This is a genomic window from Bacteroides sp. 44_46 (assembly GCF_001915465.1).
In the GTDB taxonomy this organism is placed as follows: Bacteria; Bacteroidota; Bacteroidia; order Bacteroidales; family Bacteroidaceae; genus Bacteroides; species Bacteroides clarus.
The window spans coordinates 214,805-228,329 of record NZ_MNQO01000013.1 but is presented as its reverse complement, the minus strand read 5'-3'; the positions used below and the strand labels follow the sequence as shown (position 1 = coordinate 228,329).

Sequence of the window (13,525 nt, the reverse complement as noted above, 5' to 3'; positions counted from 1 at the left end):
TATATAGATATGAAGAAACTATACACCTTTTTTTATTTATGCTGTATTCTAATCAGTTTTATTGCATGTGATAGAGAAAAAGTAGAATATACAGAAGGAGGCGATCCTCAAATGGTGGATATACGTTTAAAAGAACTTTTAAACGTACAAGTAACAGAAGCTCCTACAGCACGTTCTGTTACAAATACCGATGAATACATTGTTTCATTATACACAAAAGACAATAGTTTAGTAGAATCATGGACTTATAAAGATATTCCGGACTTAATCAGTGTATTATCCGGTGATTATTATATCAAAGCAATGTCCCATCAATTAAAACAGGTGGATACGAAAGCATATTTTGAAGGGACTTCGGAAGTCTTCAGTATTAAGCCAAGTGCTATTACAGAAGTAAAACCGATTACATGTGAAATGAAAAACATAAAAGCGGTGGTTACTTTCGATGAAGCCCTTAAAAAATTTTTGGGGACAGATGTTACCGTTACCATAGTTGTTGGAGAGAACTCCCATACTTATTCAGATATTGAAGAGGCCATCAACAATCCTATCTATTTTGCACCTGCAAAAGGTGAAATTACAGTGGTCTATGTAATCTTTGACGGTACAGTGGATACCTATAAAGAAAACTTTACTAAAACATACTCTGCGACATCAGGCAGTGCAGTGAACATTAACTTTACATTAACAAATGTGAGTGAAGATGTTATCGAAGATTCCGGTTTGGTATCTTTAAAAATGAAAGTAGATTTAAGTGTGACAATTATTGATAAAAATTATAACATCATAGCTGGTGAGGAAACAATCCCTGATGATGAAGAAGAAGATAAAACTAAGCCTACTATTACAGGGCGTGGTTTTGATATAAAAGAAGCCCAAAAAGTTCCTTCCAGTGGCCAACTGACGTGTGTAGTGGATATTACTGCTTCTAATCGTTTGACACATTTGTATGTGACGATTGACTCGGAAGTTCTTACCGAAGACGAATTGGCCGGAGTAGGCTTGAAAAAGAGCTTTGATCTTGCTTATCCGGAAGAATTGCAAGAAGGATTAGGTAGTTTAGGATTCCCTGTTGCAGATCAGGTAATCGGACAGAAATCATTAGAATTCAATATTACAACTTTCGTTCCATTGCTTGCCGGTTTAGGTTCCGGTACGCACAAGTTCATAATCAAAGCAGTTGATCAAAACAACGTGGTAACAGAAGAAACGTTGACATTGATTACCGGCAACTAATAAAATATGAAAAAGCTATTTTTATATATCTTATTATGCGTTCTATGCTGTCTGACTTCTTGTAGTGAAGAAGAATTGAACGGCAATGGAATTTTAGCCTTATCGGTTAAGATGGGAGCAAGTGTTCCTTCTACTACCCGCACTCTGCCAACGCTTGATGAACTCAATAACGGCTGTGTCGTCAAACTTCGTAATAGCGATAGTAAACTAATCCGGGAGTACGAAGGAATCAGCACTGTACCTTCAAGTCTAGAATTAGTCACAGGCATGTATACAATAAGCGGGTCAGCCGGCATCAAAGTAGATGCGGCATATGATGCACCTTATTATAGTGGTTCTATGAACTTTGAGATTAAACGAAATCAAACGACCCCCATTACTCTTCCTCTCTATGTACAGAACACTGTGGTAACCACAGCTTATACAGAAGTAGCTGCTGCAAAGTTTAAAAGCAGTAAAGTAACCGTATCCATGTCAAGAGGAGCTTTGGAATTTGATAAAGAGCATCCGGAACTGACTGGTTATTTTATGCTTCCTACAGGAGAAACGGAATTGGACTGGAAAGTCGAAGCAGTGACAGTAGATGATATTTCCTACACTAAAGAAGGCACATTGAAAGATATAAAAATATCTACCAAATATACTCTGACTTTTGATTACGAAGAATTAGACCCACAAGATGGCGGTATGGCCATAACCTTGAATGTAGCCGAAGAGCCTATGTTAAAAGCATGGAATATAGGGATTAGCCGGCAACCTCGTATAGAACGATATGAAAATGGTGTTTTTCACTCCTTAAATGACCCTGTTAACTTTGCTCTTGACGATTCCGGAAAAGATGTAGACGTATTTGTTCTTACTACTTCGGAACTTAAAAGTTTAACACTAACATGCCCGGAATTTATTTCAAAGGTAGGCTTAAAATCAAGCTCTATTGATGTACTGACGATGGCGGATAATGTCAAAGAAACTATCAAAGATAAGGTTACTTTTGCAAATTACTATGACGAAGAGACTACCAACTCTATTGTTAAAATGACTTTTAAGGCTGCATTTTTTGCCGCTTTCGCAAAAAAAGAAGGAGAAGAAGACAAAGGGGGAGATTATCTGGTAGTTATAAAAGCAACCGATGCCAATGGTAAATATCGCACGGCAAATTTACGTATTTTAGTATCGAATGCTATTGTAACCACAGAATTGGTAAATGACTATGCCGTTTGGGCACATAGAGTTACAGTAGAAGCAAATGTCAACAAAACGGCCTATGACGCAGCGGAATCAAAAGATTTAGCTTTTGAATATAGAGTATTAGGCAGTGAAAATGAATGGGATAAAGCTGTTGCCACAATTGAAGAAAACAACCAAAGTAAAATGTCCGCACTTATCACAGGACTTACCCCTGGTACAACTTACGAATATCGAGCATGGTGCTCAGGTCAAAGCAGTGAATCGCCAACCTATACATTCACCACGGAACGAACAATCCAACTTAAGAACTCCAGCTTTGAGGATTGGTCGCGACCGGACAAGCCCCGACTCTTATACAAAAGTGGAGACGATATGTATTGGGATAGTGGTAACTGGGGGTCCACAACCCTTTCTGCTAACGATAATGTCACTACTTATGACGAGTCGTTGAGAGCACCGGGAACAACCGGCACACGTTCTATCAAGATGAAATCCGCCTTTGTCGGTTTAGGTTCTATCGGCAAATTTGCAGCTGGTAATGCCTTTGTGGGCAAATATATCAAAACTATCGGAACAAGCGGTGCGCAAATAGGTTTTGGGCGTCCACACGCTGCCCGCCCGGATAAATTAGTAGGATATGCCAAATACAATCCCGTTGCCATAAATTATTCCGATTTAGATTATGTAAAAAAAGGCGATATGGACAACGGATATGTTTATGTAGCTATTGGTGACTGGCCGGAAGACGGAACCGGTGACAATAATGTTCCATTTCTGGTAGACACTTCTGCTAAAAAGTTTTTCGACAAAACAGGGCCAAATGTCATTGCCTATGGAGAGATTATTTTCCCGGAAGCAACAGAGGGGGATGGTATGATACCTTTTGAAATAGAGTTAAAATACAAAGATACAAATCGTAAAGCCAAATATATCATTCTGGTAGCAACTTCCAGCCGATACGGTGATTACTTTACCGGTGGTACCGGTAGTACATTATGGTTAGACGACTTAGAATTGATTTATAATAATGATTAAACTAATAATAAAGTTTATATTTCTCATTAGCCTGCTATGTAGCATAATTCCGACAATAAATGCTCAGGGAATGAGAAATATAACGATGCATAAGTTTGTACCCAAAGGTCAATGGATCGTGGGCAGTTCAATCTCTTATTCACAGTCCGAACAGAAAGATTATAATTTTCTTGTAATAGAATCTGTGTCTGGAGATGGATACACTTTCAAAATCAGTCCATTATTATGTTATGCTTTTGCAGATAATATGGCTGCAGGCGGACGTTTCGGTTATAAACGTTCGCTGACCAAAATCAACCAGATGGATTTGGAAATAGGTGAAGACCTAAGTTTTAACTTGAACGATGTTTATTCTTTGAGCCACAGTTATTCCGGTATGGCTATGTTTAGAAATTATATCAGCCTGGGTAACAGCAGACGATTCGCTTTATTTGCAGAAACCCAGCTAACGTTTGAAGGCGGACAGTCTAAATTCATAAATGGTAAAGGAGATGATCTTACCGGTACATTCAGTAAAAAGTACAGTGTAGAGTTAGGAGTAGCTCCGGGATTAGTAGCTTTCATAAACAATTATACGGCAGTGGAAGTGAATATTGGTGTATTAGGTCTCAATTATGGGCATACCCGTCAGGTAACCGATCAGATACATATCGCTAATCAATCTTCCAGTTCCATCAATTTTAGAATCAATATATTCTCTATTGGAATGGGGATTGCTTTTTATTTATAAGAATACAGCCAATGAATACATATATCAGAATATTGTGTTGCACTTGCCTAGTCTGTCTTGCTTTTCCTTTATATGCTCAAACCGACACTTTAAGGATAGCAGATGACCATAAGATAACCAATGTATCAGATACAATCTCTGAAAAGAGATTTTTAGGAAGGTTCGACAGAGGAATTGTGAACCATTTGTTCGTGAAACGAAAAACATGGATGACTGGCTTAACCGTATCCTATGCCGGATACGACAGTGAAGATACTCAATTCTTATCACTATTGAAAGATTTTGATTGTAAAGCGAAGTTATTCACGATCAATCCTTTTGTTGGCTACTTCATTAAAGAAAACATTTGTATCGGTATTAAATTTGGATACCAAAACGTATACGCCAATTTAGGGAATATAAGTTTGGATATAGATGATGACTTAAGCTTCTCACTAAAAAACATGTCTTTTGACGAGCACTTGCTAAGTACCACCGTTTTCTATCGTTCATACGTAGGGCTGGACAGGGGAAAACGTTTTGGGCTTTTCAATGAAACCTCTCTCTCATTCAACACAGGCAGTTCACGTTACAAACGTGGTAGTGAAGAAAATTTTAAAGATACTCAAACACGTATTCGTGAAGTACACATCGGATTAAATCCGGGAGCTACAGTATTTATTATGGAGAATATCAGTGCAGAACTTTCATTCGGAGTGGCAGGATTCAAATATAGGGAAGAGAATCAAACCACCAATGGAGAAAGTTCCGGTTGGAGAAAATCAAGTGGCGCGAATTTCAAAATTAATATACTGAATATAAGCATAGGTATTGTTGCATATTTATAATTATGAAGAGAAGAATTCTAAATATCAGCCTCATATTGATTTGTTTCCTATCTTGTATGCAAATCAATATTTCCTGTATCAGCAATGATATTCCCTACCCGGTCATCTCACTTCAGATACTTACATTTGAAGTAGAAGGACAGGAAGGAAGTACAATTATCGATAAGGTAACTCGTACTGTCACTGTACCGTTAAAAGAGACTATCAATTTAAAAGAGGTAGTAGTCAAACAGTGTAAGGTGACCGAAGGTGTAGAAGCTCCATTGGACTCTGCAACAGTTATTGACTTATCTTCACCCAAGAAGTATACTATATCTTTATATCAAGACTATGAATGGACAATCCAAGCAAGTCAGACAATTGAAAGAAAATTGACAATCAAGAATCAGTTCGGTAAACCTAAAATCAATAGCAAGACACATGAAATCACTGCCGAAGTTGCTAAAACGGCCAGCCAAAAGAACGTATATATATCAGATATCAAATTAGGTCCGGCCGAAATCTCAACCCAGACTTTCTTAGATCCATCAGGAAACGAGATAGAGATTCCATTAAACACTGCCCTTGATTTTTCTTTTCCAAAGACCGTGATAGTACGCTACCATGACATTGAAGAGAAATGGACTATCTCCATATCTAGAAGTGATAAAAGTGTGGCAACCGGCGAAGCTGACGCATGGGTCAATGTGGCATGGCTTCATGGTAATGGTGAAGAAGGCGCCAACAATGGATTTGAATATAAACCTGCAGATTCTTCAGAATGGAAGGTCATAGCAGCCGAAAATGTAAACGACGATGACGGAGAATTAACTGCACGTCTTTCAGGATTGAAGTCTAACACAACCTATGTTTACCGTGCTTATTCGGGTAGTGACTACGGAGAAGAAGTATCTTTTACTACAAGTGAACCCGTTACACTGCCGGGCGGTTCTTTCGACGAATGGCATCAAGTAGATAAAGTTTGGAATCCTTGGGCTATAAACGGTACTCCTATTTGGGATACTGGAAATAAAGGCGCCACTACAATGGGAGATAGTAACACTCAACCGACTGATGACACTTGGAATGGTAAAGGAAAAGCGGCCAGGCTTGAATCCAAATTTATAGGTCTCGGCAGTATTGGCAAGTTTGCTGCCGGTAATTTATTCATTGGAGAATATATCAGAACTGAAGGAACGAATGGAGTACTTGATTTCGGGAAACCTTTTACAGCTCGGCCGACCAAACTAAAAGGACATTACAAATACTCTACAGCCCCAATATCTTATGTATCTTCCGGATATGAACATTTGAAAGAAAAGCCGGACACTTGTGCTATCTATATAGCACTGACAGATTGGAAAGAACCTTTAGAGATACGTACCAAACCCTCTGATTTATCTGTATTCAACAAGAATGATCCGGGTGTCATTGCCTATGCAGAATTTTATAGTGGCGAGACAGTCACAGAATATAAGTCATTCGAACTGACTTTGGACTATCGGGACACAAGTCGGGTTCCTACTTATTTAGTTCTCGTTTGCTCTGCCAGTAAATTTGGTGATTTCTTTGTAGGTGGACCTGGAGCTTTACTTTATGTAGACGATTTCAGTTTAGAATACGATTACTAAATAAACACACCGTGTATTCACTCATAATGCATGGTGTGTTCTATATTAACAAACCGCCGCAGCGTTATCACCACCACCTCGCTCGGCGCAAAAAAACGTACGTTCTTACGGGACGTACCGATACCATTAGTAATGATAATCGGCGTATTATTTGAGTTATACCTCAACCCGGTAAGGAAACGCTGCCCATAACGAGACGGAATGACAGGAGCATACAGTCCGAATAAAGTAACCTGTCCGCCATGCGTATGTCCGGCAAGCACAAGGTCGGTATTGGTAACAGGAACATCCTCGGCATAGTCGGGAGTATGCGAAAGCAATATAACGAAGTCATCGGGAGAGAGCGAAAGCGTAGGCGACTGCCCGTTCTGTCCAAGGTTAAAAGGATTGCGTACTCCGGCTATCACAATCCGCCCACCGTTTCGTTTCAGAGTATCGGCTTCATGCTCCAGTAAGTGAATACCTTGACGTTCCATTTCCTTCAGGATATCATCATAACAAGCTTCATAATCATTGTTTCCAAGAACGGCATAAGTCCCCAAAGGTGTTTTCACAGCTCCCAATGCCGCAATGACATCCGGAACATACTCACAACCTTCATGCAAATCACCACCTATCAGCAGAGCATCGAGACGCAAATCATTCAGCAGGCGGGTTATATCCCTCAATCCTTTCTCCTTCAACAAACTCCGGTAATGCAAATCGGAAACAAACCCCAGCCTGCATCCGTCGAACGCGGCAGGTACATCACGGTGTGCAAACTCATACTTCCTGACACGCTTCACATTCTTATATCCGGATGCCGAAGACTTGGACATCCGAATGGAATACTCTTCAGGGAGAGGTGAGGTAAAACTTTGCGTAGACCGACACGAAGAAAAGAACAGCAATCCCAAAACAGAAAAAAACAACAGGCTCTTACACCCTCTATAACACAACACCTGACCCATAGACTTATCTTTATTGTTTGATACAATGAATAATTTTACCCGAACAGTAGTGCAAAGATAACAAATCCTTTAACTATCTTTGTGGTATAACTTTCTAAAAGAACAACATGAAAGCAATAACGACCAACTCGTTCTACGCATGGATACTCGCCGCCCGTCCCAAGACATTGACGGGAGCTGTCATTCCCGTACTGATAGGCTCTTCCCTGGCATTCGCCGATGGAAAATTCGACATCATACCGGCACTGCTATGCGTATTGTTCGCCTGCGGCATGCAGATTGCCGCCAACTTCATCAACGACCTTTACGATTATCTGAAAGGCAGCGACCGTGCAGACCGCCTCGGCCCCGAACGCGCCTGTGCACAAGGCTGGATTACCCCCATAGCCATGAAACGAGGAATAGCAGGAACGCTTATATTCTCCTGCCTCATGGGTTGCGCCCTGCTGCAACAATGTTGGGGACGCTTACCCCACGGCGGCTGGGAACTGATACTGTTAGGGCTGCTCTGCGTAATATTCGCATTCTTATATACCACCATCCTCTCCTATCAAGGATGGGGCGACCTACTCGTATTGGTTTTCTTCGGCTTCATCCCCGTAGGCGGAACTTACTACGTACAAGCCCATATCATTACGGCCGACGTATGGGTAGCCTCGCTCATCTGCGGCCTGGTAATAGACACCTTACTGGTCGTAAACAACTACCGCGACCGGGAACAGGACGCTCTCAGCGGCAAGCGCACACTGATTGTCCGCTTCGGCGAACCTTTCGGCCGTTACCTGTATCTGGGATTAGGCATAGCAGCCGCCTTGCTCAGCCTATGGTTTGTTTACAACGATAAAATAGAACCGCTTGCTTTCATCTGGGCTCCCTGTGTCTACCTGTACCTGCACGTACTGACATGGCGTAAAATGGCAGCAATACGAAGCGGTAAAAAACTGAACAGCATATTAGGTGAGACCTCACGTAATATGCTGTTCTTTGGCCTGCTGCTGAGCCTTGCCTTTATTCAGTAACTATTATTTCTTTCCGTACATTCTTTCGTAGTACTTCTGATAATCGCCGCTGGTCACCTCTTCCACCCAGTCCTGATTATTCAGATACCATTCGATAGTCTTAACGATACCGACTTCAAATTTTGTTTCGGGATACCAGCCTAAGGCGTCCGTTATCTTGGTGGGGTCGATGGCATAACGCTGGTCGTGACCTAAACGGTCTTTCACGAACGTTATCAACTCTTCGTTTATCCAGCTGATGTCAATCTGTCCGTCGGCGTCTTTCACTTGTTTTTTCAAGACTGCGCGATATTTCGGTTCTTCTTCCATCAGACGGCGGATAGTGGCGATAGTCAGTTTCACAATCTCCAGATTGGTCTTTTCGTTATGGCCGCCTACATTATAAACCTCACCCTCTACGCCTTTGCGCACAACGAGGTCGATGGCTTTGCAATGGTCTTCCACATACAGCCAGTCGCGTACATTGCTGCCGTCACCGTATACAGGAAGGTTCTTACCTTCGAGGATATTCTTTATAATCAACGGAATCAGTTTTTCGGGGAAGTGATACGGGCCGTAGTTATTGGAACAGCGGGTAATGGTAACCGGCATTTTATAGGTATCATGATAGGCCATCACCACCATATCGGCACTGGTCTTAGACGCACTGTACGGGCTATGCGGACACAGCGGCGTATTCTCCGTGAAGAAACCTTCCGCTCCCAGCGAACCGTAAACTTCGTCCGTAGACACCTGGTGATAGCGCACTCCGTTACGCCAGGTAGGATAACCGGATTCGTCCTTTCCCGTTACCCACGCACGACGAGCGGCATCCAGCAGATTCTGAGTACCCAGAATATTAGTCATAAGGAAAAGCTGAGGATTCTCGATACTGCGGTCTACATGACTTTCTGCTGCAAAGTTCACCACATAATCGAATTTATATTTCGCAAACAGTTCGTCGGCAAGAATGCGGTCGCAGATATCGCCTTTAACGAAAAAACAACGTTCATCATCAATATCTTTGGCAACAGTACCCAAATTTCCGGCATAAGTCAGGGCGTCCAATATTACAACTCTTATATCATCGTGCTTCGCCAGAATATACTTTATATAATTAGCTCCGATAAATCCGGCAGCGCCGGTTACAAGATAAGTCTTCATAAATTAAAAATTGAGAATTAAAAATTAAGAAATAGAGAAGTCACATGCTTCTTGTCAGCGGTACGAGTCCGCAAGTTCCATCAAATACTTGCCATATTCCGTCTTGCCCAGTTGTTCACCGAGGCGATGGAGCTGGTCTACATCTATCCATCCTTTGCGCCATGCTATCTCCTCGATACAGCTCACACGGAATCCCTGACGGTTCTGTATGGTAGCAACGAAATTGCTGGCTTCGAGCAGACTGTCGCAGTTACCCGTATCAAGCCAGGCGAAACCACGGCCGAAAAGCTCTACTTTCAGCGTACCTTCTTCCAGATAAAGACGATTGAGGTCGGTAATTTCATATTCACCGCGGGCGGACGGTTTCAAAGCGGCGGCTTTTTCCGTCACTGTGGAGTCATAGAAGTATAAACCGGGAACCGCATAATTGCTCTTGGGCTGTGCAGGCTTCTCTTCCAAAGAAATGGCCTTACCGTCGGCATCGAACTCCACCACGCCATACGCACGCGGGTCTTTTACATAATAACCGAAGATACACGCGCCTTTCTCGATGGAAGCGGCACGCTTCAACATGGCGGAAAAGCCCTGACCATAGAACATATTGTCACCCAGAATAAGGCATCCCGGCTCACCGTTCAGAAACTCCGCTCCGAGCACAAAGGCCTGCGCCAATCCGTTGGGATTCTCCTGTACCTTATAAGAAAAAGACATGCCAAGCTCCTCGCCTGTTCCTAACAAATCGCGAAACATGGGTAAGTCGCGCGGAGTGGAGATAATCAGCACTTCACGTATTCCCGCCAGCATCAAAGTGGAAAGGGGGTAGTAAATCATGGGCTTGTCGTAGACAGGCATAATCTGCTTGGAGATAGCCTTGGACAATGGATAGAGACGAGTGGCGCTGCCACCTGCAAGAATAATTCCTTTCATATTTCAGTTCTTTATTGGATTGACTTCAAATGTAGAATAAAATAAGAAGGAGGACAATGCCCCACGGCTCTCGTTGCTATTCAAAGCGCAAAGTTCAGAAAAAGTTCTGACATGGCAAAATTATACAGTCAAAATCAGCCTGCAAGCTCTATGACTTCAAGGTCTTTAAACACACCGCCGTCTATAACGAAACGCACCATCGTACGTACCTTGTGAAAACCGTAAATACCTGCCGCACCGGGGTTTATATGAAGCATGCCCAGTGTCTTGTCGAACTTCACCTTTAATATGTGCGAATGCCCGCTGACGAACAGCTTGGGCGGACGTACCAGAATGCTTCCCTGTACGGACGGATCGTACTTGCCGGGATAACCGCCGATATGTTTCATCAGCACCTCGGCACCGTCTACCGTAAAACGGAGCACCTGGGGATAAAGCTGACGCAGGTCTTGCCCGTCTATGTTGCCGTACACCGCGCGAAACGGACGGAAAGCCGCCAGTTTCCGCGCAACTTCCAATGTACCGATATCACCCGCATGCCATATTTCGTCACACGGCTCGAAGTATTGCAAGTACTTCTCATCCCAATATCCGTGCGTATCCGACAGTAAACCAACTTTTGTCATCTTTCCTTTGTTTATATCTGCAAAGGTAGCTATATTTGGAAAATAAACCTAATCTTATGGAGAGCAGATATTTCAAGCGCGACATCAGTTGGCTGTCATTCAACTACCGGGTACTCCTGGAAGCAGAAGACGACACACTGCCGCTGTACGAGCGCATCAACTTTATATCCATATACTCGTCCAACCTGGAAGAGTTCTACAAAATACGTGTAGCCGACCATAAGGCCATCGCCACCGGCGCCGCGCATAGCGATGAAGAGAGCGTACAGTCTGCCATGCAGCTGGTAGCCGAAATCAACGAGGAAGTAAACCGCCAGTTGGAAGAGCGTATCCGCATCTATGAACAGAAGATACTGCCCGCACTGCGGCAACAGCACATCATTTTTTATCAGAGCCGCAACGTAGAGCCTTTCCATAAAGAATTCCTGAGACGCTTCTTCCGGGAAGAAATCTTTCCATATCTCACTCCCGTGCCCGTCAGCAAGGACAAAGTCATATCATTCTTGCGCGACAACCGCCTGTATCTGGCCGTACGCCTCTATTTAAAAGGTGTGCCCTCGGACGATCCCAACCGTATACAATACTTCGTCATGAAGCTGCCCTACAGTAAAGTGCCCCGCTTCATCGAGCTGCCCAAGCATGAAAAGAACTATTACCTGATGTTCATCGAGGACATTATCAAGGCCAATATCGATACGATTTTTCCCGGTTATGACGTAGACAGCAGTTATTGCATCAAGATTTCACGGGATGCGGATATACTGATAGATGAATCGGCCAATACATCCGAGATTATAGAGCAGGTAAAGAGTAAGGTTAAAAAGCGCAAGATAGGAGCAGTCTGCCGTTTTGTATACGACCGTGCCATGCCCGACGATTTTCTGGACTTTTTGGTAGACGCTTTCCGCATCAACCGTCAAGAGCTGGTACCCGGCGACAAGCACCTCAACATGGAAGACCTGCGGCATCTGCCCAATCCGAACAGTGCCGTACGCCCCATCCGCAAGCCCCAGCCCATGAAGCTGACTTGCCTGGACGAACGGGAGTCCATCTTCCGGTATGTGGAGAAAAAGGATTTGCTGCTGCACTATCCCTACCACTCTTTCGAGCACTTCATCCATTTCCTGTACGAAGCCGTACACGAGCCTACCGTACGCGAGATTATGGTCACCCAGTATCGTGTCGCGGAAAACTCCGCTGTTATCAACACCCTGATAGCCGCTGCGCAGAATGGCAAGAAAGTAACCGTTTTCGTGGAGCTGAAAGCCCGCTTCGATGAGGAGAACAACCTGGCAACCGCCGAGATGATGAAAGCAGCCGGCATCAATATCCTGTTCAGCCTGCCCGGACTGAAAGTACATGCCAAAGTAGCCCTTGTGCTGCGCCGCGACAGGCAAGGACACAAACTGCCCAGTTATGCCTATATAAGTACCGGAAACTTTAATGAGAAGACAGCCACGCTCTATGCCGACTCCGGCCTGTTCACCTGCAACCCGGTGCTCGTAAACGACTTGCACAACCTGTTCCGCACTTTTCAGGGTAAGGAAAATCCCGTATTCCACCGTCTGCTGGTGGCGCGTTTCAATCTGATACCCGAACTGAACCGCCTCATCGACCATGAGATAGAACTGGCAAAAAGCGGAAAGCAGGGAAGGATTATCCTCAAAATGAACGCCCTGCAAGACCCCGCCATGATAGAGCGGCTGTACGAGGCTTCGCAGGCGGGAGTCAAGACAGACCTTATCGTACGGGGTATCTGCTGCCTGATTCCCGGACGGAAATTCAGCCGTAACATCCGTGTAACACGTATCGTAGACACTTTCCTCGAGCATGCCCGCGTATGGTACTTCGGGAACGGCGGAAAACCGAAACTCTTTCTCGGCTCACCGGACTGGATGCGCCGCAACCTATACCGCCGCATCGAAGCCGTAACTCCTATCTTAGACCCGGACTTGAAACGGGAGCTGTCTGATATGCTCTCCATTCAGCTATCGGACAAGCGCAAGGCCTGTTTTGTGGACGACCGCCTGCATAACCGTTGGAAATCAGCCCGTCCGCAAAAGGAGAAGATACGGTCGCAATATACTTTCTACGAATACTTGAGGGACAAGCAACGACAATTCCCCTCATAACATACCCCTTCAACATTGTAAAGTAGCCCTTCAGGCTTCCAAAATATTACTTCAGGAAGCGTAAAGGGCTACTTGTATTTTGCACATATACCGTGCTATCTA

At 43.8% G+C, this 13,525-nt stretch carries 11 protein-coding genes; 7 read left to right on the top strand and 4 right to left on the bottom strand.

Annotated elements, in window-relative coordinates:
- The first annotated feature begins 9 nt into the window (after nucleotides 1-9).
- The 5 genes from BHV73_RS06115 to BHV73_RS06095 all read left to right on the top strand — a co-directional run bounded on the left by BHV73_RS06115 (nucleotide 10) and on the right by BHV73_RS06095 (nucleotide 6,626).
- Nucleotides 10-1,236 carry a DUF4493 domain-containing protein gene (locus BHV73_RS06115; RefSeq protein WP_286737364.1) on the top strand — a complete coding sequence of 409 codons (1,227 nt, stop codon included), beginning with the start codon at nucleotides 10-12 and terminating at the stop codon, nucleotides 1,234-1,236.
- Nucleotides 1,237-1,242: 6 nt separating this feature from the next.
- A complete protein-coding gene (locus BHV73_RS06110; RefSeq protein WP_286737363.1) occupies nucleotides 1,243-3,459 on the top strand; it encodes a DUF4493 domain-containing protein in 2,217 nt (738 codons plus the stop codon).
- Nucleotides 3,452-4,189, top strand: coding sequence for a hypothetical protein (locus BHV73_RS06105; RefSeq protein ID WP_009123242.1), 738 nt, complete (start codon nucleotides 3,452-3,454; stop codon nucleotides 4,187-4,189). Before BHV73_RS06110 ends, BHV73_RS06105 begins: the two co-directional genes overlap by 8 nt.
- A 191-nt stretch (nucleotides 4,190-4,380) precedes the next feature.
- Entirely contained in the window at nucleotides 4,381-5,016 is a 636-nt protein-coding gene (locus tag BHV73_RS06100; RefSeq protein WP_139259680.1) for an outer membrane beta-barrel protein, read from the top strand.
- 2 nt (nucleotides 5,017-5,018) lie between these two features.
- Entirely contained in the window at nucleotides 5,019-6,626 is a 1,608-nt protein-coding gene (locus BHV73_RS06095) for a PCMD domain-containing protein (RefSeq protein ID WP_229116234.1), read from the top strand.
- Between the two features lie 17 nt (nucleotides 6,627-6,643).
- Here BHV73_RS06095 and BHV73_RS06090 read toward each other — a convergent pair whose 3' ends face one another.
- On the bottom strand, nucleotides 6,644-7,576 hold the full coding sequence (locus BHV73_RS06090) for a metallophosphoesterase (RefSeq protein WP_195620795.1): 933 nt from the start codon (nucleotides 7,574-7,576) through the stop codon (nucleotides 6,644-6,646).
- 107 nt (nucleotides 7,577-7,683) lie between these two features.
- Here BHV73_RS06090 and menA point away from each other — a divergent pair, with 107 nt between their 5' ends.
- Nucleotides 7,684-8,595, top strand: coding sequence for a 1,4-dihydroxy-2-naphthoate octaprenyltransferase (gene menA / locus BHV73_RS06085; protein ID WP_009123238.1), 912 nt, complete (start codon nucleotides 7,684-7,686; stop codon nucleotides 8,593-8,595).
- A 3-nt stretch (nucleotides 8,596-8,598) separates the two neighbouring features.
- On the opposite strand, the gene rfbB is transcribed toward menA, so the two are convergent.
- From rfbB to BHV73_RS06070, 3 genes are all read right to left on the bottom strand, one after another.
- On the bottom strand, nucleotides 8,599-9,738 hold the full coding sequence (rfbB, locus tag BHV73_RS06080; RefSeq protein WP_022218992.1) for a dTDP-glucose 4,6-dehydratase: 1,140 nt from the start codon (nucleotides 9,736-9,738) through the stop codon (nucleotides 8,599-8,601).
- A gap of 54 nt (nucleotides 9,739-9,792) precedes the next feature.
- Nucleotides 9,793-10,665, bottom strand: a complete 873-nt coding sequence (rfbA, locus tag BHV73_RS06075; RefSeq protein ID WP_009123236.1) for a glucose-1-phosphate thymidylyltransferase RfbA — start codon at nucleotides 10,663-10,665, stop codon at nucleotides 9,793-9,795.
- 134 nt (nucleotides 10,666-10,799) lie between these two features.
- Entirely contained in the window at nucleotides 10,800-11,291 is a 492-nt protein-coding gene (locus BHV73_RS06070; protein WP_009123234.1) for a metallophosphoesterase family protein, read from the bottom strand.
- Between the two features lie 56 nt (nucleotides 11,292-11,347).
- Here BHV73_RS06070 and BHV73_RS06065 point away from each other — a divergent pair, with 56 nt between their 5' ends.
- Nucleotides 11,348-13,423 (top strand): RNA degradosome polyphosphate kinase, encoded by a 2,076-nt coding sequence (locus tag BHV73_RS06065; RefSeq protein ID WP_009123233.1) that lies wholly within the window; start codon nucleotides 11,348-11,350, stop codon nucleotides 13,421-13,423.
- Nucleotides 13,424-13,525 lie beyond the last annotated feature (102 nt).

Bases quoted from the DNA above. Each gene is read 5' to 3' on its own strand.
- BHV73_RS06115 (WP_286737364.1), top strand. From the start codon at position 10: ATGAAGAAACTATACACCTTTTTTTATTTATGCTGTATTCTAATCAGT.
- BHV73_RS06090 (WP_195620795.1), bottom strand. From the start codon at position 7,576: ATGGGTCAGGTGTTGTGTTATAGAGGGTGTAAGAGCCTGTTGTTTTTT.
- menA (WP_009123238.1), top strand. From the start codon at position 7,684: ATGAAAGCAATAACGACCAACTCGTTCTACGCATGGATACTCGCCGCC.
- BHV73_RS06110 (WP_286737363.1), top strand. From the start codon at position 1,243: ATGAAAAAGCTATTTTTATATATCTTATTATGCGTTCTATGCTGTCTG.
- BHV73_RS06095 (WP_229116234.1), top strand. From the start codon at position 5,019: ATGAAGAGAAGAATTCTAAATATCAGCCTCATATTGATTTGTTTCCTA.
- BHV73_RS06105 (WP_009123242.1), top strand. From the start codon at position 3,452: ATGATTAAACTAATAATAAAGTTTATATTTCTCATTAGCCTGCTATGT.
- BHV73_RS06065 (WP_009123233.1), top strand. From the start codon at position 11,348: ATGGAGAGCAGATATTTCAAGCGCGACATCAGTTGGCTGTCATTCAAC.
- BHV73_RS06070 (WP_009123234.1), bottom strand. From the start codon at position 11,291: ATGACAAAAGTTGGTTTACTGTCGGATACGCACGGATATTGGGATGAG.
- rfbB (WP_022218992.1), bottom strand. From the start codon at position 9,738: ATGAAGACTTATCTTGTAACCGGCGCTGCCGGATTTATCGGAGCTAAT.
- rfbA (WP_009123236.1), bottom strand. From the start codon at position 10,665: ATGAAAGGAATTATTCTTGCAGGTGGCAGCGCCACTCGTCTCTATCCA.